Origin of the sequence: Acinetobacter sp. YH12138 (assembly GCF_015218525.1) — a bacterium.
Classification (GTDB): Bacteria; Pseudomonadota; Gammaproteobacteria; order Pseudomonadales; family Moraxellaceae; genus Acinetobacter; species Acinetobacter amyesii.
This window is the reverse complement of the sequence record NZ_CP048670.1, coordinates 2,886,201-2,912,488: the sequence shown is the minus strand read 5'-3', so window position 1 is coordinate 2,912,488 and position 26,288 is coordinate 2,886,201. Positions and strand designations below refer to the sequence as shown.

Sequence of the window (26,288 nt, the reverse complement as noted above, 5' to 3'; positions counted from 1 at the left end):
GTTGTGTAACGCATGTAACAAGTTGGAATTATTTAAAAAAGGATAACTAAAAATGCAACCGACTGAATTAAAACAATTACCAGACTGGCTATTAGAACAGTTACCCCAAATAACTGAACCAGCAATTTTATCACTGCGAGATACGAAACTTGTCGTCACTTACCCTGATCGTATGGAAGCAATTCATGAAAGCTTAAAAGACGTACAACACCAGATCCATCATGTCAAACCTACAGATTTACAGATTCTACCAGAGGTTTATCAATATTTTGGTGAGAATAAAGAGAGTGGTTGCCTATTTTTTAAAACCTCTGAGCATCTTTCTAGTAGTTTGTTTTCCTACACCGATAAAAATAAATTTGAGCATTTACAATCTGCTTTACAGACTGCCTTTGAAAATGAGCAAGCATATCTCGCAAATCCAACAGACTTTTTAACTGCCTATCATTTTATTGATACACACCCAGCTTTTTGGACGGTTATTGGTGATGTACCATCATGGCACTGGAATACATGGGGGCACTGCCAAAATGTTTATCACGGTGCATATAATGATGAAGATAATGGGCAATTAGTGATTTATTTAGAAACTGGCTCACATCTCAATAAAGTAGAAGATGGTGGTAAATTATACCAAGAGCATTATCATGATTATCGTTTAGATGTTTGGGCAAATACGTTTGAACAGGCGTTTATCAAGTTGGCGGCAAAGGTGTATAAGTTTTTTGACCATCAAGGTGTTGAGCGCCTAAATGTGCCACATATAAAACCAGCATGGACGAGGGAGCTTGAAGAACGAATTGCAGAATTTAAAAAATGGAAAGATGAGGAGCTGTGAGTATTCACTATTAGGTGGCGTCCACGAGTTGTTAAAGTATGTCGCTTAAAACTTCTGCCAATGTTTGACCATTTTGACGATTGATCAATCTAGCAGACATACCAAATGCTGTCGGCCCTGTAAAATCTGCAAGTGCTGTATCCCCAATAAATAGGACTTCTGAAGCTTGGCAACCTAGTTGGTTAATGAGTGACTGATAGATTTTCGACTCAGGTTTAATTGCAGCAACTTCATAACTCCGAGCATAAGCATCAAGGGGCGGTAATAATGGAGAAACAATTTTTCCATATGGCATAGCTAAATTTGAGCATAATGCCAATTCAATCCCTAATTTCTTTAATTCTTCCAAAGTTGATAAGGTATCTTCATACAGTGTAATAGAGCGTAACTCTTTATCTAAATCATGCTCAAGTTCTTGCAAAATTGGTCTGGAATATTTACTGCTAATCGCTTTGCAAGCTCTGCCAAATTTAAATTGTGGGACATAATAAATTTGGCATCATCAGGTTTTGGTTGTCGTCCATGTTCTTTTAGCCATTTCATTAATTTTCTATATGGGGAACGTCTTTCCCCTATTTTTACAAGTGTACCAAACACGTCAAAAGCAATGACCGATGGCTCAATATGACTTGCTTTTATCGATGAATCCATATTTTTACAACCAATTAAATTAAGTTTCACTTTTAATCGAGATTACAATAAGAAGGTCCGTTAAAAATTAAGAGAGATATTTGATATCTCCCTTTGTTTATTTTATTCACTAAAGTTTGTAAACATAATTTTAGGAAAATTTTTCATAAAGTGGCGTCTAACAAGATTGAAATCACTGATATCATGTTGATTTTTTTCAAAATAGTTCACCCACGCTAAAGTCGCATCTTGGTCATTTAAGTTGGGATTAACATTCAGAAACAAAGCTAAATCAAATGTACGGTCAATATTAAACTCTTTGATTAGTGCAACAGCAGTTGAACGAACTTCCTCAGAAACAGAGAATTTTGGAGAAAAGTAGTTATTCATAGCTGAACTTCCTTAAAAAACTATATAATGAAATTTAGAACGGCTAATTTGTTTTTAATAAGACAATATAACCTGCTGTAGGTTAAATTAGCATAGTAAAAGTTATTCATCAAGTTAAATTAACCTTCTGTAGGTTAATTTTTTTAATTTAAAGGTTGTTATGATTAGATGTAGGTTGTCAAATTTGATGGGTGAGCGAAAAATTTTAAAGCTAAGTGAGGTGGCTCAAGCGACTGGTATCAATCGTAATACGCTAACAAGTCTTTACTATGATCGTGCAGTACGAATTGAACTTTCAGTCGCTGATACCTTATGTAAATATTTTAATTGTAATATGCAAGATTTATTTGAATATACCAATGAGTCTAGAAAAAGGGATGGCACTTAGTAAAATGTCATCCCTTTTTTAAAACTCAATAGGATGCTTTAAATACAACTCAGGATCATTCCAAATTTCCTGAATGTATTCTTTCGCTGCAAAGTCTCGTAGTATTCTTGCTCTTAACGTATCAAAACCATCCCAATAATCTAAATTTTTATTTGGGAGTCTATCCGCTAAATCATCAATCCAAGGAATATGATGTAATTTTTCTGCAATTGTTAAGGGATGAACTGTTCCAGTCAAAATAAGTTTAAACTGCTCTTCTGAAAGCAGATGACTATATACATTCACCTTAGATTTATAATATCGCAACAGTACTTTGGTCAATAAACAAAAATATAACAATGAGTTATATCCACCAACACCATTTACGTCACTGATATGATATGGGGGATAAAAAGTCTCAACTGCGTAATTTTCATAAATTTTAAGAATAATTAACTGCCCTGTTTCTGATAATTCGCGAATAAATTTTATTTCTTTCACTTTTGATGCAGATAAATATTCATTACTAGGGTCTGAAACTAAAAGCAGCTTTATATCTTGATCTAAATATTCATTTAAACGTATGTGCTGAATATCATATGGAGTCTGTTTACCAAAGAGTAACCAGTTTGGATTCACTGAAGTATGTTGCGCTATTTTTTCCAATTGTCCGAAGGTGGGTTCTAATTCTGCTCTAAACCATGCTTCAGCCTCATCAGCCGTATCTTCATTGATCTCAAAAGCTAATTCAGCAATTGTAAATTCATTGAAATGATAAATTTTTTTCAATTCACTTAATACAAAATTTAAACGTTCAGCTACCACTTTTTTTCGCTCTGTCGGAGATCGAGCTCGAAGAAAGTTTTCAACGATTTTTGCTGCTTCAACTTGAATATTGTCATTCATGACGAATGAATCGTAAAGTCGAGAGGTCGCTTCTGCATTGATAGAGCGTTGATTCGCTTTCGCTGCAGCATCAATTTTGGCTTTTAGCTCTTCAGGAATACGAAGATTAAATTGGATATCTTTCTTACTCATACATTTTTAAGTCGGTAAAAAATAGCACTAGCATTATGCTATAAAAAAAGAGTTGACATAAGTGTTAGCATATTGCTATGTTAGCAATATGCTAACAATTGGTGTGATGCACATGAAACAGACGAATCTTCGTTTACCCATAGATTTAGTTTTTTGGGTCAAACAAATGGCAAAGCAAAGACATCAGTCAATGAATGCTTTTTTTATTACGGAATTGGAACGATTAAGAAAAGAGGAACAGAGAGAATTGACAAAAAAGTAATTATTTTCATTCGGCAAAAAGTATAAAAGCCCATGTGGGAACATGAGCTTTTATGAATGTCTTGATTGGCGTCCAGACACTTCGATTTTGATGGATAGGGGCATTTTTGTCAATCCTATCTTAAGATCACTTTTTGCCTGTTTTTTAATAAACAGGAGGCTCAAAATGAGCACTAAACTTAAAAATGGTCAGTCACGCTACCAATCAAAAGCCAAAGTTGTGACCATTAAAAAATTTCAGTTATCGACGTTGAGAAAGGCAACTGATCGTTTAAATGATGCAGTGTTCGAAAAACATGGTGATGCGTATCTCGAATTCCCTGTGATTATCCATGGAGATGGTAGCCCTTCTGACGTTTTTAATCTGTATTTGCTGAAAAAACTTGAGCAAGCAATACAGTATGATTTTAAAACATTTGCATCTATTGCCAATCAGCTTGTTGATTTTCAGCGGTTTCTTGAAGATGAACAGCTTGACTGTTTAAAGTTTCATAAATTGAAACAACAAAACGCAATTTTTAAATATCGTACGCGTCTTATTGAACAAGCCAATGCAGGCCTAATTTCAGCCAGTTCTGCACGTGGTCGAATTAATGCAGTGGTGAATTTTTATCGATTTCTTGTCACAAAAGACTTGGTTGACCATCAACGCTATGGACTGCCATTTCAAGATGTGTACAAATATATTGCGGTAGACAATGAGTTTGGCGCACGTCGAAAAATGGCAATTAAGTCGCATGACCTTGCGATTCATGTTCCTGCTAAAGCTCATAACCCTGAGGCGATTAAGGATGGTGGTGAATTAAGTCCACTCAGCGTTGAAGAGCAAGCTATTATCTTAAAAGCATTGAAAAAATCATCACGTGAATATCAGTTGATGTTTTATCTTGCATTGTTTACAGGTGCTCGTTTACAAACGATTTGTACTTTACGAATCAAAAACTTAATTGGTTGTGAGCTTGATAGTCATGGCTTTATTCGTCTGCCCGTTGGAGCGGGTACAGGTGTGGACACTAAATTTCAAAAGCCAATGACATTGTTAATTCCAAATTGGTTAGCACAAGATCTTAAAATCTATATCAATAGTGAGCAAGCACGCCAGCGTAGAAACAAGTCCAATTATGGCGATTCGGATGAAAATTATGTGTTTCTCACCAAGCTTGGCACACCATTTTATACAAGCAAAGCCGAACAGCAAGAACTAACTGAGCAGATCAAAGCCTCTGACTCATTTGGGGCGAGGCTGAAACTGTATGAGGGTGAAGCGGTACGTAGTTATTTAAAAGTCGTGCTATTACCCGAAATTCGCTTGATTGATCCACAATTTAAAAGTTTCAAATTCCATGACTTACGTGCCAGTTTTGGGATGAATCTGCTTGAAAGTCAGTTACAGCATTTGCCAGATGGTCATTCTGCTATGACCGCTGTTGAGTATGTGCAATCTCGGATGGGACATCGCAATATCAGCACGACTTTACAGTATTTGAACTATAAATCGAGACTAGAGTGGCGCAGTAAAATTCAGCATGAGTATGAATCAAGCTTGATGAAATACGTGATGTCTTCTGTTAATTCAGCAGGAGATTTGTCATGAATTTCACACGCACTCCATTGTTTGTTCATATCACCGATATTAATAAACAGATCACTGAGCATGAACGCTTAATACTTGTAATCAAAGATAAAAAAAACTCATTTTCTTTTAGAACGTTAGACATTGGTACATTCTTTTTTCGCCAAAGAGAATGTTGTGAGACGCTGTCAAATGATGAAGTTTCTGGCTCTTTTGATGAAAAAAGACGTTATTTTTTAAAATGTTTTACAGATTATCTACTGCAAATGGATGGATCGAACCTATCAAAAGGGTTGTTCTATTCCATCATCAAGATGTTTTTGGATTGGATTGATCAACAAAAGAAAATTTTTGATTTATCCGATAAGGACAGCATGATCGATGCCTATCGTCGCTATAGTAAATCTCTGGTTGATCGGACTTTGCTTGCGGACACTGATGAAGATAACTTGGCTGCGCATACCGCAAAGCAGTATCAGCGTTATGTTGCCAAACTGATTGCATATGTATTTGATTGTCATGAAATTGATATTTCTAGTCAAGCGATGCAAGTACAGTCTCAGCGTTATGATATGCCTATTTTACCGATTGCAGAACAAGATCATCAAAAAACTTATGCAACTTTGTTAAATGTCTTTCTTGAAATTCATCATATTGTTGTACAAGAAAATGACTTTCCTGCGCATTTTCAATCTGTAGATGACGAAGTTTTTAATTTCTATTCTGGATTTCATCATCAAGTTGAAAAACAGCATATTCAGTTCGATATGCAGAGGTATCTAGCTAAATATACGGCTATTCCATCTTTGTCAAAAATGCTAGCTGATTTTGAGTTAGAAGAAGATAGTGAGCATCGAAAGCGTATACGTGAAAACCGCAATCAAGCGATCCGTAAACTTGAAGAACGCAACAAAAATAAGCGGCATTTAGAGCGTGAAAGACTTGCATCCTACGGCCTGACCATCGGCATGCTGTTATTTATTGCACAAACTGGAGCAAATCTAGACACTGCTCAACAGTTACACCTTGATACGATGGAAATCCTACCGAGTACACAAGGCCGACGCTTTTCAGGAACGAAAAGCCGTGCAAGAGGCAAGACAGTACGGCCAGAGTTTGGAGTTAAATTTGAGCCGATTTTTAGAAAAATTTTGGAACTTCGTGAATGGTATATTCAAGATGAACCTTGTGATTTCGTCTTTCCATTACGCAACGAAATTCAACAGTTGAGACCTGTTAGCTACAACAGATTACAATTAATGAAAAAGCTTTTTCAGCGTATTTTCCCAAAAATGGTTTGGATTACGCCGCAACAGTGGCGTAAGCATAAAAGCAGTCAAACTGTTGAGTTTAGCGATGGTGATCTACTGCTTGAAGCTGAGGTTATGGGTCATTCACTCGATACCACAAGAAATAATTATGCACGTACTTCATTCAAAGATGCAGCCCAACAAATTTCACGGTTTTTTAATGAATTGCGAGAGGTTGCCGTCGCAAAAGCACGAACAGTTGAACGTATTACAGTGCAAATGCTAGATGAAACAGTTGAAACTCAGGCCTCACCTGTCGGTGCTTGTACGACTACCAATCTACAGCCCGAAAAAGCAATGGGTTTTACTCCACAAGCCCCAACACCCGACTGTCAGCAATTTGAACACTGCCTTTTTTGTCAGCATTATGCAGTTCATGCCGATGATGAAGATGTACGTAAACTTTTGTCCTTAAAAAGTTTATTGGGTTACATCAAGCAAAAAGCTACAGATTTGATTAAATGGGAATCGCAATTTGGTGTGGTTCTACATCGGATTGATGAAGTACTCACAGAATTATCAAATGCTTATATCGACCTACGTGAGCGTATTGTCGCTATCCAAGATGAAGTGGAAAGTGGAGATTTAGATGCCTATTGGCTGAATCATTTTGAGCTGCTAATTGATTTGGGGTGGATATCATGAGTTCATTTAATTCATATCTATATTCATTGGGTATTGCTGAGCAGTTTTTACCTGATGAATATAATTTAAAGAATAATCAACTGACTGTTCCAGGTACTTTTGTATTATCGCGAATGAAGAGTGGTGAGATATTGTCAGTTTATTCAGACAATATCTGGGATCTTTCTCCATATTTACCGAAGTGTGATTGTCGCCTGAATTTTGATAGTTGGCTTGAAAATGCCCGAGAAAATGACTTTCTTTACTGTCAAATTCGGGCAGAAATGAAAAAAATCAGTTTTGCTTTGCTTTATATAAAATCTGGTAAGTCGATTATTAAAAGTATCGAACAGCGGCATACGGTTTTACGCCAGTTTGCAGCAATTGCATATAAAAATGGCTGTACATTACAACAATTATTTAGCGATGTTGCTTATATGTCAAAAGTAAATGATGCTTATGTTGGTGTGAGCTATCAAAAAGCCATTCACATTAAAGCATTTTTAACTGATTGTTTTGCCTTACAACAGCAATACCCATTGCTCATTCCTGCGTTTAGTACATATAAGCCAATAGAGCATTTAGCAAAGTTGGCTGCTCAACTCAGGTTGCAGTCAGGCAAAGTAGGCCCACAAACCAAAGTTGTTCCTTCACGGCTTTATATAGCCTTAATTAATGCTTTAGCAGATAAATTGAATGAATTTAATCAAAATGCATCAGCACTTCTGAAATGGTTTCAGCGCAAGCAGCAGGATGCAAATTTTGCTTTGATGCCGACAGAATTTAAGCGTGAAAAAAATGCGGTAAGTTTTGCTGATGCTCGAGATTTGCTCGGTTTAACGGCACTGTTTGAAAATAATCAGATTCAAAAACATGCTAACCTCACCCGTTATATGACGTTGATTCAAGGCATGGCCAAGTTGTGGATTCATCTGTTTACAGGGATGCGTGATAATGAAGTGAATCAGCTGTCATCTGATTGCTATCAAACTATTCAAAGTAATGAGCATCTTGTGCATGTCATTATGGGTTATACCTCCAAGTTGCATGGTGGTGGAAATAAATCGACGTATTGGATCACGTTTGAAGACATTCAAATAGGCGTACATGCAGCACAAAGTATTGGTGAAATATACGCCCTGCTCAACCCACATTATGATATGTCTAATCCTGCTGAATACCCATTATTTCCAACGCTATACTCGCAAAAGCATCGAAATAAAAATAACCGCAATATTGAGCATGAAACGGATTTTATCTCTAATTTTGAGGGTGCTCCGACTCGAACACAGTCTAATTTTAATCAGTATTTAAGCCGTATTTCTGTCTTGCTTGGAGAGGGGGTGAAAATCACAGAAAGTGATATCGCCGAGCTTGAAGCTTTTGATGGTTTCCGCAATTGGCGAGAAGAAAAAGACTGCCAAGTTGGTGAGTACTGGAATATCTGTACCCATCAATTTAGACGTTCGCTTGCAGTTTATGGCGCTCGTTCAGGCATGATCGGACTTGGCGCTTTGTCAGTCCAATTTAAGCATCTAACAGAGTCTATGACGTTGTATTACCGTAATAATGCGGTATTTGCACCAAATATTTTAGTGAGTGACAGTCAAAAAGAGTTTATTCAAGAACTGGAATATCAGCGCTTGGTACATTCTTATGCTCAGTTTGAAGATGGTGTAATTAATAGTGCTGGCCGTTTACTTGGTGGGGCAGGAACCTATTTGCAGCTACAAAAAGACCGCGAGCAATTACTCACAGTATTTCCAAACCGTGATGAAACCATCAAGCGTATGAAAAAAGGGGAAATTGCTTGCAAGACTAGCCTGTTTGGTGCTTGTACTAATCCTGATTCTTGCGAAAAAATTTCATTTACTGCGATTACCAGTTGTTTGAGTTGTGCCCATGCTGTGTTTGACGCAACAAGTGCTGAAAAAATGCAAAAAGCGGTTCAGCAACTACAACGGCAGCGAGATATGCAAGTACAGAACAGTCTGCTATACGCGCAAATGGACAATGAGATTTTGGCTTTAAACAAAATGATTCAAAAAATTAAAACGATTAATATTGAGGTGTAAAATATGAGTTCACTTAATGATTATTACGCTGCTTTAGAGCGATTAAAAGCCAACAAACCGATTGTTCTACCGAAAGGCTCTGCCATTAATAACGATACGGTTGCAATGGAGGCTGGACGTAAACGAGGCTCGATTAAAAAGAGCCGTCATGCTGCATTAATTGAGGCAATTGAGCAAGCTGCACAGCAAGCAGGGCAAAATGTACTTTCACCTACGCAACGGATTGAGCAAGCGAAAACTAAGACCAAAGCGGTGAAAAGTGATTATGAGCAGTTAAAAGAAGATTATGAAAAATTATTGGAAAAGATAAATTCTTTATTGTTAGAAAATTTTGAGTTAAAACAAAAAACGCATCTATAAAGATGCGTTTTAATTCTACTATTAAAGACCTTCACAAGCTTTAGGTAAGTACTTCTGTGGCATTCCTTTATCACCTTTGCTAGTACAAGTAAAGTTAAAAGAGTTACCCGCTGCTGCTAAATCAGCAGGTGGTGTTAAAACAATTTCTTTGCCTGCAACTTTAGCATTTACAGTTCCAACTGCTTTCATGGTTACTGTAATTACACCTGTTGAAGCTGTTACTGCAGAATCAGCATATGTTCCTCCGACTGCCAGATCTGCAACTGCTGGCTTAGTATCAGCAGTAGGGTAAGCACCATTATTTTGTGCATATTCAGCAATTGCAGTTTTTTGTGCTGAAGTGATTGCAAATGCTTCTGATACTTGGGAGCGAGCAATATAATCTTGATAAGCAGGAATCGCAATTGCAGCCAAAATACCAATAATAGCGACAACAATCATCAACTCGATGAGCGTAAAGCCTTTTTGAGCGTTCATAACATTCTCCACAAATGTTTTGTTAATTTAATTATAAGCTTTGTAAGCTAGTTTATAGTTTGCACAAAGTGTGCCAAAACATATTACTCAATTATTTCTTGTTAAATCAATACATTGTTCAATATATTAAAAATCTTAGTATGCACATAAGTAAGTTTATGTAACTAAGTGACGAAAAATGTCAGTTTTGTTGGTTTTGAGGAATATAAATATGGAAGTTGTTGGTAGTAGGAATAACTAAATTATTGGCAGCTAAGCAGATGTGTGCTTGTTAGTTGAATTGTTTTGCTTATTTGCTTACTAATTCACTTTGAAATTGAAAAATACTGTCCTATGCTGAATACTTCATATATAGGGAATAATAGAGTGAAACGGCTAAAAGACTTCAAAACTACCGAGCGAATACCTCGTCCAGCTGTAAAAGTTTTTCCCATACAATTTGGTGATGACGAAGAGAGTAGACGTATTGTTCTGCATCATGCAAGACGTGTGATTCTTCAGCATAAAGAAGAAATACAGAAGTTGGCTTATAAATGAGTCTGGATTTTTTACTCTATTTTTAGCTTATCAAAATTTTAAAATATCTCACGACTAGTCTGCTTTTACAAAAAATCATCCTATCACACCAAGTAAAAGCTATTTTCTAATATGGACAAATTGGGAAAATTTGTCTTTTTAAAAGCATGTCTATATGGACAAGATGGATAATAAAGTAAAACAAGGTAATTCAATAACTTAATATGTGTCCATATAAAATGACTTATGGAATGTATTAAATTAATGATTGTTGTTGCAATTATCGGTATTCTTGCTGCTGTCGCTCTTCCTGCGTATCAAGATTATACAGCGCGTGCAAAAGTTTCAGAAGTGGTTCTAGCTGCTTCAACATGCCGTACAGCAATTTCTGAAGCATCACAAACTGGTTTTGCTGCAGCACCAGCAGCAGCAAATAGTTTTGGATGCGGTGAAGGTGCAACAACTTCACAGTATGTATCAGCTGTTGGTACAGATGAAAATGGCGTGATTACTGTTACAGCTCAAAATATTTCTCAATTAGGTGCTAAAAATCAGTTGCGTTTAGTACCTTATTCAAATGCAGGCTTGACTACTCCTTCAGTAGCTGCTGATTTTGCTCGCGCAACTTTAAAGCCGGTTTTAGGTTGGAAGTGTGAAACTGGTGCTACAGCTGCATCAGCTATGGAGTCAAAGTACTTACCATCTTCTTGCCGTTAATATTTGGTATTTAAAAGAACAGTCTTCGGACTGTTTTTTTATGCTTTTAAAAAGGTATTTGAACGTGAATATGCTAATTAAAGATAAGCTTAAAGCTGCTGCAATACATCTTTTGCTAAGTAGTGTTTTGGCATTACTCTGCTTTATGCTAGTTTTTTTTATGATTTACCCATCACCATTGGCTCAAGCAACTGGTGTCAGTGGGTTATTTCTTATTATGTTGGGTGTGGATGTAGTGTTAGGGCCAGCACTGACATTTATTGTGTATAAGAAAAATAAGAAAACTTTAAAAATGGATTTACTTGTAATTGTACTGATACAGTTAAGCGCATTATGTTATGGCATGTATTCTATGTATCAAGGCCGACCTGTTTGGATTGCATATACTGTAGACCGCTTCGAGCTTGTTCGTGCGAATGATATTATAGGTGCCAATCAAAAATATCCAACACCTTGGCTTGGAACAAAATATATTTCTGTTGAAACACGTGTGAAAACTGCAAATGAGCAATTGGAAATGATGTTAGAAGAATCTCAGTCAGGTATAAGTCCCGCGCAACAATCTAAATATTATCGACCATTTGTTCTAACAAAATTTGAAATTGAAACTAGATCAAAATCCTTAGAGCTTTTGAAGCAATTTAATGACAATCATTTAGTTGAAAAAATATTAAAACAAAATCCCAAAGCGGATGTTTATTTTCCATTAAAAGCCAATGCAGTAGATATGACAGTGCTGTTCAATAAACAGACAGGTAGAGTTGTGAAAATCGTTGACCTTCGCCCTTGGTAGTAATTTATGAAAAAAAACCCGCAGATGCGGGTTTTTTAATAAGTTTAAATCTGACTTTGAATATAATTTTCTATACCCATAGACTCAACAAGGTCTAGCTGAGTGGTTGTCCAATCCAACCATTCTTCTTCTTTTTCTAAAATCTCTTGAACTAGATCTCGAGTGACATAGTCTAACTGTTCTTCCGCTAGCTTAACCGCTACTTGAATGGCTTCGATGTTCTCTTTGACTTTACGTACATCGCAGTTTAAAACTTCAACGGTATGCTGACCGATATAGAGTTTACCGAGGTGCTGTAAATTTGGTAAACCTTCTAAAAACAAAATTCGCTCAATAATTTTATCAGCATGCTTCATTTGACGAATTGATTCTTTATATTCCGCCGAACCCAGTTGCTCAATACCCCAATCGTTGAACATCCGTGAATGAAGAAAATATTGGTTAATTGCAGTTAAATGATGATAAAGCACCTGATTTAACTGATTAATTACATCACGATTGCCTTTCATGTCTGACTCCTTAACTGCAATAAAGCTCGAACTAAGCAATATAAATTCGATATTAGAATAGAAATATCTTAAACAACAAAGTGTAATTTAGCGAGTGTTTTATAGAACAGCAAATGAAAATCACAATCAAAATAAGGCGCTAATTTTCAGGGCTTTAATAAATAAAAACCCGCTTAGAGTCAGAAGCGGGGGAGGAGGAATGGTCTGAGACCATTGGTTTTATAATTATGATTGTTGAGAAAATTTAAAAGCTTGGTTTATGCAGCAATTGCGATCCGAGCTGCAATTTGTGCAACTTCATCACTGATGATCATACGAGCTTCAGGAGCACAGCGACCACAACAGGTGCCTAAATCAAGCATATCGCGAACTTCACGATAGCTCTCTGCGCCATTGGCAATTGCATCTTTAATGTCTTGATCAGTAATACCACGGCACAAACAAACGTACATGAAATCAAACCAAGTGAATAAATGGGATAAGTAATATTATTGATAATTATTATTGTTTGTCAATAAAAATCATTTAAAAATGCTTTTAAAGCGATTGAGTTTTTGAATAAAAACTGTCATTTAAGCGGAAATCTGAGTAATGCTCAGATTTCCATGTGAGGCTTTTTGTTCTTTTGGAATGTGATATTTAGTGAATGACTTAAGCAACGTTTACTAACTTATTGATTAATAATCACCACGCCATCCATTTCTACTAAAGCACCTTTTGGTAGGCTAGCTACACCGAGTGCTGCGCGTGCTGGGTAAGGTTGAGCAAAGTATTCGCCCATAATTTGGTTGACCAATTGGAAGTTAGAAAGGTCAGTGAGGAAAATATTCAGCTTAGCGATATCGGCTAGCGTACCACCTGCAGCTTCACATACTGCTTTTAAGTTGTCGAATACACGGCGAATTTGAGCTTCAATGCCTTCTACCAGCTCCATGCTATATGGATCTAAGCCAATTTGACCTGATAAATACAAAGTGTCGCCCACTAAAATGGCTTGTGAGTAAGTACCAATTGCAGCGGGTGCATTTTCAGTATGGATTACCTGGCGGGACATCTATTTCTCCTATTATCATCACAGACACAACATATATAAATAAGCGGTGTCAGGTTAGCTGGCAACTTTCGCAGGTTCAGCAATGGCAACAGGTTGTGCCAAACGACTGATGCGTGGGAAGCCAAAATGCATTCTTAAATTACGGATAATTTCGGCAATTTGTTTACGATTGTGTACAACAATATTCACATAGGTTTTTTCTTCATGTGAACGGACAGTTTCTACACCGACTTTTTCTTTACGGCATAGATAGATCAGCTCTGAAATTTGTTCATCATTTAACAGCATGTTTAAGCATAAATAGGCTGTAAAACTAATGTCCTCACTGTCTTCTGTAGTCCAGTGTAAAGGCATGATATTTTCAGGATGTAAATGTTGTTCATGCAATAAATTATGACAACGTGAACGGTGCACAATCAAACCACGACGTGATAAATGCCCTTGTATTGGATCACCTAAAACGGGGTTACAGCAGTGCGCATATTTAACGTCGACACCGTCAGTACCTAAGATTAAGCGTGCAGAGTTTGAAGTCTGGATGGTGTCTTGAGCATATAAATGATTAGCAACCAATTGAGGCAGTAAGTCTCCCACGGCAATCTGTTCAAATAATTTTTCTTTATCATTTAAATGACGCCAATTCAGCACATTTTCCCAATCCGCTAATGTTAAATCACTTACAGAACGGTTAAAGAGTTTTAATGCGCGATTTAAAGCTTGCTGACCAACTAAACGTTGTTCATCTTGGTCTTGGTCACGGAGGATATTTTGTAATGCGCGGCGGGCTTTTTGGGTATTAATAAAGCTTAGCCAGTCAGGGTTTGGTGTTGCAAGAACATCAGTAATAATTTCAATCACTTGACCACTCAGTAGTGGTGTTGAAAGGGGCTTGGTTTCCCCATCAATTTTCGCACCAACGGCATGGTTGCCCAAAAATAAGCTTGCTGAATAAGCGAAATCAACAGCTGTGGCACCCTGAGGGAGTTCATGCAAATGACCGTGTGGGGTGTAGACCCAAATTTTTTCTTGATGTAGATAATCCAGTAATTCACTAAATGTGGTCTTTGCACATGCGCCATCGACTAACACGTTTAAATTTTGCATGGAGGCTTGGATCGCTGAACGACAAGCTTGTGGTGCATTTTCACCGAGGACCACACCAAATCGCGCTGCTTTACGCATCAACTCTGTTTGGATGGTCAGAGATAAAATAGTCTTTTCGCCTTTTAAGCGCATCATCAGTGACTGGTTACCACCAGGGAGTGGGCGACGAATATGATCGGCGTAATTTAAAACTTTAAAGCTTTCTTTGAGGATGTCTGCAAGTCGGTCACAGTCTGCGATGCTTTGTAAAATAATTTCAAAGGCATGACTATGGGTGAGCTCTTGCAGATCGATATCGTTTTTTACAAAGTGACGAAGTAATTCAATATTATTATTTTTCTTTTTAATTCGACCTGAAATATGGTGTTGTTCTAGTAAGGAGGTGAGGTTATTTTCCCACTTGGTTTGGTATTCGCAGCGTTTCGGTTTGGTTTGTAATAAAGCTTCTTGAACATTGTTATACATATCTAAGTCGAGATTTTGATAACACAAATGTTCAAGGTTGTCGGCCATTTCATTCATACCGACAAGGCGTGCCATAGGCACAAAAATTTCAAAGGTTTCTTGGGCAATACGAGCACGTTTGTCAGGGCGTAAAGCACCTAGTGTGGTCATATTGTGATAACGATCTGCTAGTTTAATAATAATGACACGTGGGTCTTGTAGGGTGGCTTGCAGAATTTTACGGAAGGATGCGGCTTTATTATATTCTTTATCACTAGAGTGGCTGAGTTTAGTGACGCCGTCGACGAGTTCAGCAACGGTCAGACCAAATTTTTCAGTAATATCTTGTTTTGTAAATTCGGTATCTTCAATGACATCATGTAGTAAAGCGGCCATTAAAGTTTCCGCATCAAGACGCATATGCGCCAAAATACAGCTCACCGCAATTGGGTGAAGGATGTAGGGTTCGCCACTTTTACGTGTAATGCCATCATGGGCAATATCCGCATAGTCGCAAGCTTCAAGCACGCGTTCGACATCACTTACTGAAAGGTAAGCGTCGATAATCACATTTAACTGTTGCTTGGCTTGGCTGACCATTGGGCCTGGCATAGAACACCCTTTTACTACTAATTTACAAATGAAACGGTTAATACTTTAATGAAATGCATATCGCATGACTTGTCAATTTTTTAGTTTAAAAAAATGAAAATCTTTTTTGCTTGCTTTGCACTTCTTAAGCTTATGTTATAACTGTTCTGAGTAAAATATTAAAGAGAATCCATAAAAAAAGCCTAGTTAAAAACTAGGCTTTTAAGGTCAGGTTTATCTTATTGGAAAGAAAAACCGTCTAAGTTTAGGTTATTTGCAGAAAGTGCAAGGTCTAAACTTGAAGTTTGGTAGTCTTGTTCACGTTGTTTCAAAATGTCTTTAGAAACGTGACCCGCTGCGATTTCACGAAGAGCAACAACGGTTGGTTTGTCATTGTCCCACTCAACAGTAGGTTCGATACCTTGACGTGCCAATTGACGCGCGCGTTTGCTTGCCACTAGTACAAGCTCAAAGCGGTTGTCTACATGGTCTAAACAATCTTCAACGGTTACGCGTGCCATAAGAATTCTCGTTTGAATATAAATTTTTAACAGACTGTGCAGTATAAGGCGCTTTGCCTATAGACTCAAGTTTTAATCACTGTTCCGTAGGGGTGATTAATTTCTCAATCAATTTTTCGTGACGCATGGCCTGTTGTTTTAAAACAAGACGATTGGCAATAATAACGGACTCTAAGTCATGCAGTGCTTTATTAAAGTCATCATTAATAATGATATAGTCAAAATTAACGTATTGCTGCATATCTTCTACGGCACAGCTAAGACGATGTTCAATTACTTCAACAGAGTCTGTACCACGATTGGATAAACGTTGACGTAAATCGAACTGACTCGGAGGAAGAATAAAAATTTGTCTAGATTCAGGAAAAAGTTTACGAACCTGTTCAGCACCTTGCCAGTCAATTTCAAGTAAAACGTCATGACCTTTAGCCAATTGTTCTTTTACTGTGCGCTGTGCAGTACCGTAATAATTACCAAAAACTTCTGCATATTCAATGAAGCCGCCTTCATTCACCAAAGATAGAAAATCTTCTTTTTTAGCAAAATGGTAATGTACGCCGTCTAATTCGCCAGGACGCTGACCACGAGTGGTATGAGAAACAGAGACATGTAAATTGTTTACACGTTCAAGCAGGGCTTTAACGAGGGATGTTTTGCCCGTTCCCGAAGCAGCAGAAACGACAAACAAGAGACCCGACATGATATTTTTCCTGATATGATAAAATATCTTCTCTATTTTAGAGTAGACGCGCGCCAAACAAAATAGTCAGACGTCTATTGTTTACATTTATTTCAAGTGATACCCGTAAAATTGAGTGGGCATTGAGGATTCTATGGAAATTGTTTTAGCTAATCCACGCGGTTTCTGTGCAGGTGTTGATCGCGCCATCGCGATTGTGAACCGTGCATTGGAATGCTTTAACCCACCCATTTATGTACGTCACGAAGTAGTACACAATAAATTTGTGGTGGACGACTTGCGTCAACGCGGTGCGATATTTGTGGATGAACTGGATGAAGTGCCAGATGACAATATCGTGATTTTCAGTGCGCATGGTGTATCTAAAGCGGTACAACAAGAAGCTGAGCGCCGTGGGCTAAAAGTTTTTGATGCGACCTGCCCTTTGGTGACCAAGGTGCATATAGAAGTGACCAAGTACGCACGTGAAGGTGTGGAAGCGATTTTGATTGGTCATGAAGGTCACCCAGAAGTTGAAGGGACGATGGGCCAATATGACACCAAAAATGGTGGTTCGATTTATTTGGTTGAAGATGAACAAGATGTTGCTGATCTAAAAGTGGTGCATCCTGAAAAAGTAGCGTTTGTAACTCAGACAACGCTTTCTATAGATGACACAGCAAAAGTCATTGATGCCCTACGTCAGAAGTTCCCTGAAATTCAGGGGCCGCGTAAAGATGATATTTGTTATGCCACTCAAAACCGCCAAGATGCCGTACGTGATCTTGCCGAGCAATGTGATGTTGTACTGGTTGTGGGTTCACCGAACTCTTCGAACTCGAACCGATTACGTGAATTGGCTGAACGGATGGGTAAGCATGCGTATTTGGTAGATAATGCAGATCAGTTGCAACAAGAGTGGTTTGATGAACACACTAAAATTGGTGTAACTGCAGGAGCATCGGCACCTGAAATTTTAATTAAACAAGTAATTCAGCGCTTACAAGATTGGGGAGCAAAAGCGCCGCAAGAATTGGATGGTCGTGAAGAAAATATTACATTTAGTTTGCCAAAAGAGTTACGTATTCCTGTAACTCAGGCATAAAGTGTTAATGACTTAACATTCTGAATTTTTTTAAGAATTGACAGATAATTGCTTTTTGGCAATTATCTGTTTTTTTATGCCTTTTATCCTTATTCGTGTTTGTTTTGTAATTTAATTAGATATTATTTTTAATAGGGTAAAGTTTGGCGCGCCTTGGGGGGAGTATGCAGAAAAATAATGGATTTACGTTAATTGAGCTGATTGTGACAATTGCTGTTATGGCGATTATTGCGACTTTAGCTGCGCCTTCGTTTGGGAATTTAATTGAAAAAAGAAAATTAGATGCTGAAACAAGAGAGTTATCTTTTGTGTTAAGTGAAGCTCGTGCTCAAGCAACAACATTGAGGTCCAATGTCACCCTTAAATTTCAACATGGCCAAAATACTTCAATTCTAAAGTATTGGGCTCCAAAATCAGAAAATATCATATTAGATAATACTGCAAATGATGTTGATTTTTCAGATGTCGTATTTACACCTATTGGACAACCGTTACAGCGGACAAAAACTATTATTGATCCAGCAGATTCATCTACTAAGGTCGTGAGAATTCCGTTGAAATTTTCATTATGTAATCCTGAAATAAAACAAAGTAGAACGATTTCTGTATCGATGAATGGCACTGTGACAAGTATAGAGTCGGGGCAATGCTAATGAGTTCAAAACATATAAAATCACAACATGGCGTGGGTCTGATTGAAGTACTTGTAGCCTTGCTTTTGATTGCAATTGGTATTTTAGGTTTTTCTGCCTTGCAATTAAGAGCAATGGATGCAGCAAATGAAGCGGCTGATAGAACCTTCGCCATTAATATCGCACGTGATTTATCTGAGCGAATGAGAGCAAATAAATCAGGTTTTGATCAATATAAAACTTCTATTAATTCGAATAAAATCAATGAGACAGGTTGTATAGGTACTACAAGTTCATATGCTCCAAACTGTAATGCTGAAAAAATGGCTAACTTTGATGCTTCTGAAATAAATAAGAAGGCTACTGCCAATGGACATATCGTAAGAATAGATGCTTGTCGTGGTTCTACATTAAGCTGTGTTTATGTAGCGTGGGGCGATACAGATATAAAAACATCTATTGATCAATGTGTTTCTACAAGTGGAAGTTATGTTGCTAATGCTCAATGTTTAGTTATGGAGTCTTACTAATGAATAGAGGTCTTCAAAACGCTAATAAAGGCTTTACTTTACTTGAATTAATGATTGCCTTAACACTTGGTCTAATTGTTAGTGCAATAGCAATTCAATTGACCTTAACGGCCCAAAAAGGTGTTTCAAGTCAGCAAGCTATGTCTAATTTACAAAATGATGCTTTGTTTGGTTTGGAGGCGGTTGTTAGGGATATTCGCCTCGCAAATTTAAATGCTTCAGATGTCGTTATAAATGACAGCGTTCTGCATGGTGGTATTGTACTTGATGCGAAAAATTATACTTCAAAAAGAACGGGTGCAGGACTGGGTGATGTCGAGCTTGTAGATGCTTTATCACTAGGTAATATAGAAAATACATCTAATTTGTCGGGTGTAAAAAGTGATCAATTGGTCATTCAATATAAAAATATGATGGAAGATCAGTTTGATTGCGAGGGTGCAAAAATCCCAATAAATACCTTCGTGGTTCAAAAGTATTTTATTCGTAAAGACAGTGCTAAAAATGAACCTAATGAACCTTTTTCTTTGGCATGTAAAGCATTTACTTATACGGGTGATGAGCCAGCAAAAATCGATTTAAGTGGAAATGGCGAAGTTATCATTCCTCGAGTGGATTATTTTGGGGTTATGTTAGGCGTTGCTAAGGATAAATGCGTTGATACAGAAACCGCAGATGCCTTGATGAGCTGTTTTGGTTATATCTCAATAAATGACTATATGGCATTAACAACGAAGCCGCAAATTGTAATGTTAAAAGTGGGGATGTTAGTACGTTCAACGAATTCTACAGGTAGTAATGATTTATTTAATGAAGATAAATTGTATGAAATATTAAATGTAAATTCTAAATTGAAACCTAATACTAAAAATGACCAATATATGCGCAGCATTGTGACTCAGACTATTGCTCTAAGAAATGGTTTTGGCATAGAGAAGCAGGAATAGGAGTTGCGCCATGAAAAGTATTAATAATTTAAAAAATCAGTCTGGTGCAGTTCTTATTGTTGTACTGATCATGCTGGTTATTATCGCCATTGCGGGAACGTGGGCTATTCGCTCAAGTATTACTTCACTCAATATTTCTACTAACGCGCAAGCTCAATCTTTGCTTATGCAAAACAGTGACTCAGTGTTTTATACCATCGAAAATAAAACGAGTGATGATTTGAAATTTGCTCAAATGCGGATTGGTGATGGCATGTTGGCTTATGTACTGAGACCTGAAAACAAAGGTAAAGAGTTGGTCTTCTGTATTCGTGGGGCTGTGACTGATAATTTTTCGGGTAGTCGTATTGCGAGCTCAGTTTATTGGGTAGGTAATTCAATTATGAATACTGAGTTGGGTGTTAATGGTTTTTGTAAGGTTGAACGTGGTGATTTTATTAGTGGTCGCCAAGCTGTGATGACACAGGTTTCTATTCGTGCAGCAGATGCCTCTCGTGATTGGGAACACATGATGGAAGGTGATGATAAGGAAAGTTCAAAAAGTACAGGTATTCAAAAAGTAGCGATTACATCGACATCCATATTGCCAAATTTAGGAAATGCAAGTCTTAAACAGGTGAGCGGATGTTTGTCAAATTACACGAGCTTTGTAGATCCTCTTGTTAAAAATGAAACAGTTACCGACTGTCTATCCCAATTAAATGTCCCATATAGCACTCAAGAAATGGAATATAGTCTGCGCTCGCTGAAAGCTAGCTCGTAGGAGATGAAAAGATGAAAAAATTAATTGTTCAAAACCATCCTCTACAGGGTGAAGCTAAAGTGGTACAAAAGCTTAAAGTTTCTGTATTAGCGGCATCGATTACATTATTGATTGCGCAAAGTACTAATACGTATGCAAGTGATATTGAAATTTATACAAAACCTTCCGCATCTGCGAGTTCTGGTGTGGTTGTGATGATGTTAGATACTTCGGGTAGTATGGATGTATCTAATGTTGGAACAAATGCTTGTGATATTCCTGAAGGTGCAACAAATATAAAATATGATAAAAATAGTAATTCTTATAAGGAAGACTTGCCTGCGCCTGCAAGTTATTCAAGAAGATTTTGTACAGCTGATATACGGACTTATTACTATAGGCAAGTCCCTAAGAAAGTTTGTGATTGGTGGCAATCGTGGTGTACACCAGTCCCAACAGAACAATGGTATTCATGTGGAGTAGGAGGTGCTTTTAATACAAATCTCTGTACAACATTATTAAGTAGTAAACCATCTATAGATGGTTTTACTAAGAATAGTGATAACTATTACTACCTCGAAGAGAAAAATAAAAAAATATACGATCGGATGAGTCGTTTAAAAGATGCTTTGTACACTCTCGCTACAATGCCTGTATATAATGAAACTACAAAAAGTGGTATTAAGTCCGATGTGAAAATTGGCATTGGCACTTTTCCATATGTGGCAAGTGGCGAAAATAATCTTAGGGGGTATATTCGAATTCCTGCAGCAGCGTGGGGTGCTGTGGGTTCCCCACAACGTGAGAAAGTATTAGCATTAATTAGAAATACTAATTTTAAAGGTACAGGTGGTACTCCTACTTCTGCTGCTTATGCTGAAGCTGCTGCTTATCTGCTGGGTACAACCACTGGTGGTGGTACATACAGCGGTATAAATTTATCAAAAACAGCAGATGCAGCTCTAGTTTCAGGATCTAATTATGTTTCTCCATTGGATAAATCTGCAGGTGCTGCAGAATGTAGTGGTCAGGGCATTTACTTTTTAACAGATGGTCAGCCTCAATCACCCAAGGATACCGATAATAGTGAATTAATGGGGAAGGCATTAAGATTATCTTCTTATCCCTCTACTTCTGATTTGTCGGGGGGAGCGAATAATACTGGTGATTACTACAGATCATTTTGGAATAAAATAGGTGCATTTTCAAAATCTTTAAATGATCCAAACGTAATTAAACAAGCACTCAATGTTTCTGAGGCTAAGCGTGAAGTTTTAACTGCAGTTGTTGGTTTTGGGAGTGTATTTGATGGTGCTTATTCAACAATGAATAAAGACGCTCAAAATGCATATGACTGGGGTTTGGCTGCCGAAGATGGGGGAGCGTATGGAGAAGGGGGATTTATTGCCGCTAGAGAGTCAGAAGAAATAGTGCGTAGTTTAAATGACTTTATTGGTAAAGTAGGTGGAGCTATCCCAAGTATTAGTACCGGCTCTTCGACAATTCCCTTAGATGCTCTGAATCCTGAAATTATTCAGCCTTATTCATACTTTCCGCAGTTTGAGCCAAAAGTAGACGATGATGCAAAACAACAATTATGGTTTGGTAACTTAAAAAAATTCCATGTTGTTAATAATGGGGTGTTTGCAGATGATGCCGGAACAAAGAGAGTTGTCGTTGAAGTAAATAAAAAAAGTAGTTTACAAGATGTACGAGATATTTGGGCGTCTGGTGATGCTCAAGAGGGTCTTGCTATTTATGCAAAATTTGGTGCTTTAGCTAAGCTGCCATTAGGTACTTCGATTGCTACGGATTCCACTATTACAGGGCGTAATTTACTTACAGATTATGAATTTGATAGCGCAGAAAGTGCAGGTAATCAAATTAAGCAGAATTTAGGACTAGTACGAATTACACATCAATATACAACTGATGCAAAAACCAAGACTGATGATGCCAATCGTATTAAAGGACTCATGGGGCTGCTGGGATATAATATTTCTGATGCCAACCAAGATTTATCTTCTGTACCTGCTGAAATGCGTCAGATGGGAAGTCTACTGCATTCTTTACCTGTTTTACTCACTCAAGAAGGTGAAGCTGTAGCGAAACTAAATGCCGATAAGAAGGTTATAATTGATACAGAAGGCCGTAAAGATTACGTACTCTTTGGTACGACACAAGGCTTATTACATGTAGTTGATGCAGAGTCAGGTGTGGAAAAATTTAGCTTTTTACCTAAAGAAATGGCAGAAAAGCAATATGAATTATTTAAATATGGTGCAGGCACTTGGAATCATGGTAAAGATGGGCTGTATTATGGAGTAGATGGCGAATGGACTGCTCATACTGTTTACGTAAGTAAGGACGATGGTACTTTAACCGTCGACGGTGTGGCTCGAAATGTTGTCGGTGGTGATGAAGGCGAAAAAGAAAACCTAAAGGGTAAGCAATGGGTTTATGGTGGTCTGCGTATGGGGGGCAGAAGTTACTATTCGCTGGATTTAACAGGTTTGAGTGGCTCCAACTCATTTGTACCCAAAATTAAATTTCATATTGATCCTAATACTGGCACGGTAAAACGTCAGAGCGTAAAAACAAATGGCGAAAAAGAGCTAGTTGTAAAGCATTATCCTGCTGTTGAAAAAATGGGACAAAGCTGGTCAAAACCAAAACTTGATTATGTAAATTGGAATGGTCAACGTAAATTAGTGATGTTTGTAGGTGGTGGCTATGATGCAGGTGGTGCAAATGGTGATGGACTACGTGATGTAAATGGTGTGCGTACAGGGTATGAGGGTTACGAAAAATATGATTACCAACAAAAAAATGAAATTGGCGCTGGCGTTTATATGTTTGATGCCGACAATGGTGATCTACTTTGGTATTCGAGTAAGACGAAAGCTACAGCAGTTGACACGGATGACATAAAATACAGCCAACCAGATAAATATACTCAAGATGATAACTTGCAATATAGTGTTGTAAGTGAAATTAAAACAGTTGATCGTAATAATGATGGTATTGTTGATCATCTATATTTTGGTGATCTTGCAGGTCAAGCTTTCCGTGTAGATCTTAATAGACCTACCGATCATGGATATACATTTGAGCCTCAAATTACCCGCATTTTAAACTTAAATAATAGCAACGGGAAAAGTCCTAGATTTTATTTACAACCTGTGTTTACAGCGCACCACAGCACGAGTAAAACAGAGGGTGGTAATATTGTAATGGCTACCTTTATTTCAGGGAATAAAAGTTCGCCATTACTGGGTACAAGTGAATCCCCGCAAAAAGATGCAACTGGTTTAACTATGGATGCTGTATATGGTATTTATCAATACGATATTCTGCCTACTGGTGAGTATTATCCAGATAATACTTCGTCTGAAAGTAAAAATAAGGATAAAACGCTTTCAACTGATTCTGTAACGGCTGACCTTAAAAAACTTATGCCGTTAAGTACGATTGTAAATGATAAGACGGCAAAGACTATGCTGGGTGCAAAAATTAGCCCAACCAATGGTTGGGGTGGCTGGTATTATCAGTTGAATAAAAATTTCGATGAAGGTGCTGAGGTTGCTGGTGTTGTAAAAGGAATTACACCTTTGGTTGCGATGGAAGGAAATCTATATGTAACACTTTATGATTCATCAGAAGCCGGTTCTACTGAAACTTGTGGGGCAGGTGTAAAAGGACAAAGTTTTACCCAAAGATTATGTCTACCTACTGGTGTGTGCCAAGAAAAAGCAAATTTTAAATATAATTTAGGTTCAGGCATTGTGAGTTTGAATGTTGGCCCAATGTCAAGCAACAAGGGTAATAAAGGTATTATTATCCCTGATCCAACTAGAGCAGAGAATATTAAGTGTGAAGGTGTAGATTGTCCAACAGCTGGTAATCGATTTATACCTGCAGGTGGCGCTTTGAGATTTATTCCACATCGTTGGTATGAACGTTATTCAACGAAGGGGCAATAAAATGAAAAATGATTCGTTGTTGTCATCGAAGAATACTAAAGGTTTTACTTTAATAGAATTAATGATTGTTGTTGTGATTGTCGCAGTGCTTGCGGCAATTGCACTACCTTCATACCAGCTTTATATTCGTAAGGGAAATTTAGCTCAAGCGCAGCAAGAAATGCAAAAACTAGCTGAGCAACTTGAACGGCATAAAGCCAAAAACTTTAGCTATAAGGGATTTGATGCGGCTTATCTTTATAAGGATAAGGCTGGAACCTTAAGTAGTAACTTTGATGTTGCTGCTCAAGAAGTTCAACTCCCATTGGATACAGCCAATCCTAGATATAAAATATCAATAATTGGTTTTTATGCAGTAAATGAGTATTCAAAAGATGAAGAAGGAAAAATTACTGGAGTAAAGGAAACAGAAATTAAATTTGATAAATTAAACAAAGTAATAAATTTTGATAAAGCAACGCAATCGGATATGTTTGTCATTGGTAGCAATTGGGCAATTCAGGCAGAAAGTCTAGATAATCAAAATTATAAACTATTGCTTAATAGTAGGGGGACGAAGTGTATGAATAAAAAAGATTATACAAAAGTCACCTATCTTACATGCGGTACAGAAGATGAGGGAGCTCAGTCATGGTAAAACAAGGATTTACATTGATTGAAATTATGGTTGTTGTAGCAATTATTGCGATTTTAGCAGCGATAGCATATCCGTCTTATACTGCCTATACAATTAGAACAAATAGAGCTGATGCTCAGTCTGAATTAATGTTCATTGCGCAAAGAATGACGGAGTATAAAGGCGTAAATGGTTCCTTTAATGGGGCAACTGTTCAAAAGTTATATGGTCAAACAACTATTCCCAGAACCAAAGCCTTATATGATGTGTCGTTTGAGCCTTCAGCAGTTGAAGCAACGAAATGGACTTTAGTTGCTAAGCCAAAGGTGTCAACAATGCAAAAAGATAATGGATGGTTGTGTTTGAATTATAAGTCGCAACGTTATTGGGAAAAAGGCATAAATAATTGTAACGGTCTTTCTGCCACCTCTAACTGGGACGGCAAATAACCTCAAATTCAAAATTGTGGATAAACACTTTTTGATCTTTCATTCAGGGCAAATTTCACGTAAAATATTGCCCTCTATGAAAGGGGTTTGAAATGTATCGATGGTCGGTACAGGGATAATCCGTAAAAACTATAAGGTTCTATCATGGTTGTTATTCGTCTTGCACGCGGTGGTGCTAAAAAACGTCCGTTCTATCAAATCATTGTGACTGATAGCCGTAATGCACGTGACGGTCGTTTCATCGAACGTATCGGTTTCTTCAACCCTACAGCTCAAGGTAAAGCAGAAAAACTTCGTTTAGATGCTGACCGTTTTGCTCACTGGGTTTCACAAGGTGCTCAACCTTCAGAACGTGTTGCTTCTTTAGCTGCTGAAGCTAAGAAAGCTGCAGCTACTGCTTAATTAGTAGTAGG

The 26,288-nt window shown here is 37.5% G+C and carries 28 protein-coding genes and 1 pseudogene; 19 read left to right on the top strand and 10 right to left on the bottom strand.

Annotation, left to right across the window (positions count from 1 at the left end; genetic code table 11):
* Positions 1-52: 52 nt before the first annotated feature.
* Entirely contained in the window at positions 53-838 is a 786-nt protein-coding gene (locus G0029_RS14180) for a hypothetical protein (protein ID WP_180047487.1), read from the top strand.
* A gap of 31 nt (positions 839-869) precedes the next feature.
* Here G0029_RS14180 and G0029_RS14175 read toward each other — a convergent pair.
* Both G0029_RS14175 and G0029_RS14170 read right to left on the bottom strand, forming a co-directional pair.
* A pseudogene (locus G0029_RS14175) lies at positions 870-1,489 on the bottom strand (HAD family hydrolase).
* Positions 1,490-1,591: 102 nt separating this feature from the next.
* On the bottom strand, positions 1,592-1,858 hold the full coding sequence (locus G0029_RS14170; protein ID WP_180047486.1) for a hypothetical protein: 267 nt from the start codon (positions 1,856-1,858) through the stop codon (positions 1,592-1,594).
* A 160-nt stretch (positions 1,859-2,018) separates the two neighbouring features.
* Between G0029_RS14170 and G0029_RS14165 the strand changes: the two genes are divergently transcribed.
* Complete coding sequence (locus G0029_RS14165; RefSeq protein WP_180047485.1) at positions 2,019-2,246, top strand: helix-turn-helix domain-containing protein; 228 nt, start codon at positions 2,019-2,021, stop codon at positions 2,244-2,246.
* A gap of 18 nt (positions 2,247-2,264) precedes the next feature.
* Here the strand turns inward: G0029_RS14165 and G0029_RS14160 are convergent, their stop codons facing one another.
* The gene (locus tag G0029_RS14160) at positions 2,265-3,263 is read right to left on the bottom strand and encodes an Arc family DNA-binding protein (protein ID WP_180047484.1); all 999 of its coding nucleotides are present in this window, start codon (positions 3,261-3,263) and stop codon (positions 2,265-2,267) included.
* Between the two features lie 112 nt (positions 3,264-3,375).
* On the opposite strand from G0029_RS14160, the gene G0029_RS14155 reads away from it, so the two are divergent.
* The 5 genes from G0029_RS14155 (at position 3,376) to G0029_RS14135 (ending at position 9,466) form a co-directional block, all read left to right on the top strand.
* The gene (locus G0029_RS14155) at positions 3,376-3,525 is read left to right on the top strand and encodes a transcriptional regulator (protein WP_373685911.1); all 150 of its coding nucleotides are present in this window, start codon (positions 3,376-3,378) and stop codon (positions 3,523-3,525) included.
* Between the two features lie 165 nt (positions 3,526-3,690).
* Positions 3,691-5,118 (top strand): tyrosine-type recombinase/integrase, encoded by a 1,428-nt coding sequence (locus G0029_RS14150; RefSeq protein ID WP_180109847.1) that lies wholly within the window; start codon positions 3,691-3,693, stop codon positions 5,116-5,118.
* On the top strand, positions 5,115-7,052 hold the full coding sequence (locus G0029_RS14145; RefSeq protein ID WP_180109846.1) for a hypothetical protein: 1,938 nt from the start codon (positions 5,115-5,117) through the stop codon (positions 7,050-7,052). Before G0029_RS14150 ends, G0029_RS14145 begins: the two co-directional genes overlap by 4 nt.
* Complete coding sequence (locus tag G0029_RS14140; RefSeq protein ID WP_180109845.1) at positions 7,049-9,106, top strand: hypothetical protein; 2,058 nt, start codon at positions 7,049-7,051, stop codon at positions 9,104-9,106. Before G0029_RS14145 ends, G0029_RS14140 begins: the two co-directional genes overlap by 4 nt.
* A 3-nt stretch (positions 9,107-9,109) precedes the next feature.
* The gene (locus G0029_RS14135; RefSeq protein WP_180109844.1) at positions 9,110-9,466 is read left to right on the top strand and encodes a hypothetical protein; all 357 of its coding nucleotides are present in this window, start codon (positions 9,110-9,112) and stop codon (positions 9,464-9,466) included.
* Positions 9,467-9,487: 21 nt separating this feature from the next.
* Here G0029_RS14135 and G0029_RS14130 read toward each other — a convergent pair whose 3' ends face one another.
* Complete coding sequence (locus G0029_RS14130; protein ID WP_180109843.1) at positions 9,488-9,943, bottom strand: pilin; 456 nt, start codon at positions 9,941-9,943, stop codon at positions 9,488-9,490.
* A gap of 333 nt (positions 9,944-10,276) precedes the next feature.
* Between G0029_RS14130 and G0029_RS18310 the strand changes: the two genes are divergently transcribed.
* The 3 genes from G0029_RS18310 (at position 10,277) to tfpZ (ending at position 11,969) form a co-directional block, all read left to right on the top strand.
* Positions 10,277-10,480, top strand: a complete 204-nt coding sequence (locus G0029_RS18310; RefSeq protein WP_200232518.1) for a hypothetical protein — start codon at positions 10,277-10,279, stop codon at positions 10,478-10,480.
* 243 nt (positions 10,481-10,723) lie between these two features.
* Positions 10,724-11,176 (top strand): pilin, encoded by a 453-nt coding sequence (locus G0029_RS14125; protein WP_180106978.1) that lies wholly within the window; start codon positions 10,724-10,726, stop codon positions 11,174-11,176.
* Positions 11,177-11,246: 70 nt separating this feature from the next.
* The gene (tfpZ, locus tag G0029_RS14120) at positions 11,247-11,969 is read left to right on the top strand and encodes a TfpX/TfpZ family type IV pilin accessory protein (protein ID WP_180106980.1); all 723 of its coding nucleotides are present in this window, start codon (positions 11,247-11,249) and stop codon (positions 11,967-11,969) included.
* Between the two features lie 44 nt (positions 11,970-12,013).
* Here tfpZ and bfr read toward each other — a convergent pair whose 3' ends face one another.
* From bfr to gmk, 6 genes are all read right to left on the bottom strand, one after another.
* Positions 12,014-12,478 (bottom strand): heteropolymeric bacterioferritin subunit Bfr, encoded by a 465-nt coding sequence (bfr, locus tag G0029_RS14115; RefSeq protein ID WP_180109842.1) that lies wholly within the window; start codon positions 12,476-12,478, stop codon positions 12,014-12,016.
* 257 nt (positions 12,479-12,735) lie between these two features.
* A complete protein-coding gene (locus G0029_RS14110; RefSeq protein WP_078192519.1) occupies positions 12,736-12,930 on the bottom strand; it encodes a bacterioferritin-associated ferredoxin in 195 nt (64 codons plus the stop codon).
* A 218-nt stretch (positions 12,931-13,148) separates the two neighbouring features.
* Positions 13,149-13,532, bottom strand: a complete 384-nt coding sequence (locus tag G0029_RS14105) for a RidA family protein (protein ID WP_078189365.1) — start codon at positions 13,530-13,532, stop codon at positions 13,149-13,151.
* Positions 13,533-13,586: 54 nt separating this feature from the next.
* Entirely contained in the window at positions 13,587-15,692 is a 2,106-nt protein-coding gene (locus tag G0029_RS14100) for a RelA/SpoT family protein (RefSeq protein ID WP_180106852.1), read from the bottom strand.
* Positions 15,693-15,910: 218 nt separating this feature from the next.
* Positions 15,911-16,192: a DNA-directed RNA polymerase subunit omega gene (gene rpoZ, locus G0029_RS14095; RefSeq protein ID WP_067762989.1), complete on the bottom strand. Its 282-nt coding sequence runs from the start codon at positions 16,190-16,192 to the stop codon at positions 15,911-15,913.
* 76 nt (positions 16,193-16,268) lie between these two features.
* Positions 16,269-16,892 (bottom strand): guanylate kinase, encoded by a 624-nt coding sequence (gene gmk, locus G0029_RS14090; protein WP_078192517.1) that lies wholly within the window; start codon positions 16,890-16,892, stop codon positions 16,269-16,271.
* Between the two features lie 133 nt (positions 16,893-17,025).
* Between gmk and ispH the strand changes: the two genes are divergently transcribed.
* The 9 genes from ispH to rpsP all read left to right on the top strand — a co-directional run bounded on the left by ispH (position 17,026) and on the right by rpsP (position 26,277).
* Positions 17,026-17,976 (top strand): 4-hydroxy-3-methylbut-2-enyl diphosphate reductase, encoded by a 951-nt coding sequence (gene ispH / locus G0029_RS14085; RefSeq protein ID WP_168378169.1) that lies wholly within the window; start codon positions 17,026-17,028, stop codon positions 17,974-17,976.
* A gap of 164 nt (positions 17,977-18,140) precedes the next feature.
* Complete coding sequence (locus G0029_RS14080) at positions 18,141-18,629, top strand: Tfp pilus assembly protein FimT/FimU (protein WP_071850951.1); 489 nt, start codon at positions 18,141-18,143, stop codon at positions 18,627-18,629.
* On the top strand, positions 18,623-19,138 hold the full coding sequence (gene pilV, locus G0029_RS14075) for a type IV pilus modification protein PilV (protein ID WP_180106854.1): 516 nt from the start codon (positions 18,623-18,625) through the stop codon (positions 19,136-19,138). The genes G0029_RS14080 and pilV overlap by 7 nt, the downstream gene beginning before the upstream one ends.
* Positions 19,138-20,085: a PilW family protein gene (locus G0029_RS14070; RefSeq protein ID WP_180106856.1), complete on the top strand. Its 948-nt coding sequence runs from the start codon at positions 19,138-19,140 to the stop codon at positions 20,083-20,085. The genes pilV and G0029_RS14070 overlap by 1 nt, the downstream gene beginning before the upstream one ends.
* Before the next feature lie 10 nt (positions 20,086-20,095).
* A complete protein-coding gene (locus G0029_RS14065) occupies positions 20,096-20,848 on the top strand; it encodes a hypothetical protein (RefSeq protein ID WP_180106858.1) in 753 nt (250 codons plus the stop codon).
* Positions 20,849-20,859: 11 nt separating this feature from the next.
* Positions 20,860-24,810: a hypothetical protein gene (locus tag G0029_RS14060; RefSeq protein ID WP_180106860.1), complete on the top strand. Its 3,951-nt coding sequence runs from the start codon at positions 20,860-20,862 to the stop codon at positions 24,808-24,810.
* Between the two features lies 1 nt (position 24,811).
* Positions 24,812-25,447 carry a type IV pilin protein gene (locus tag G0029_RS18505; RefSeq protein WP_180106862.1) on the top strand — a complete coding sequence of 212 codons (636 nt, stop codon included), beginning with the start codon at positions 24,812-24,814 and terminating at the stop codon, positions 25,445-25,447.
* The gene (locus G0029_RS14050; RefSeq protein WP_180106864.1) at positions 25,441-25,875 is read left to right on the top strand and encodes a type IV pilin protein; all 435 of its coding nucleotides are present in this window, start codon (positions 25,441-25,443) and stop codon (positions 25,873-25,875) included. The genes G0029_RS18505 and G0029_RS14050 overlap by 7 nt, the downstream gene beginning before the upstream one ends.
* Positions 25,876-26,019: 144 nt before the next feature.
* Entirely contained in the window at positions 26,020-26,277 is a 258-nt protein-coding gene (gene rpsP, locus G0029_RS14045; protein WP_078189354.1) for a 30S ribosomal protein S16, read from the top strand.
* The last annotated feature ends 11 nt before the right edge of the window (positions 26,278-26,288 follow it).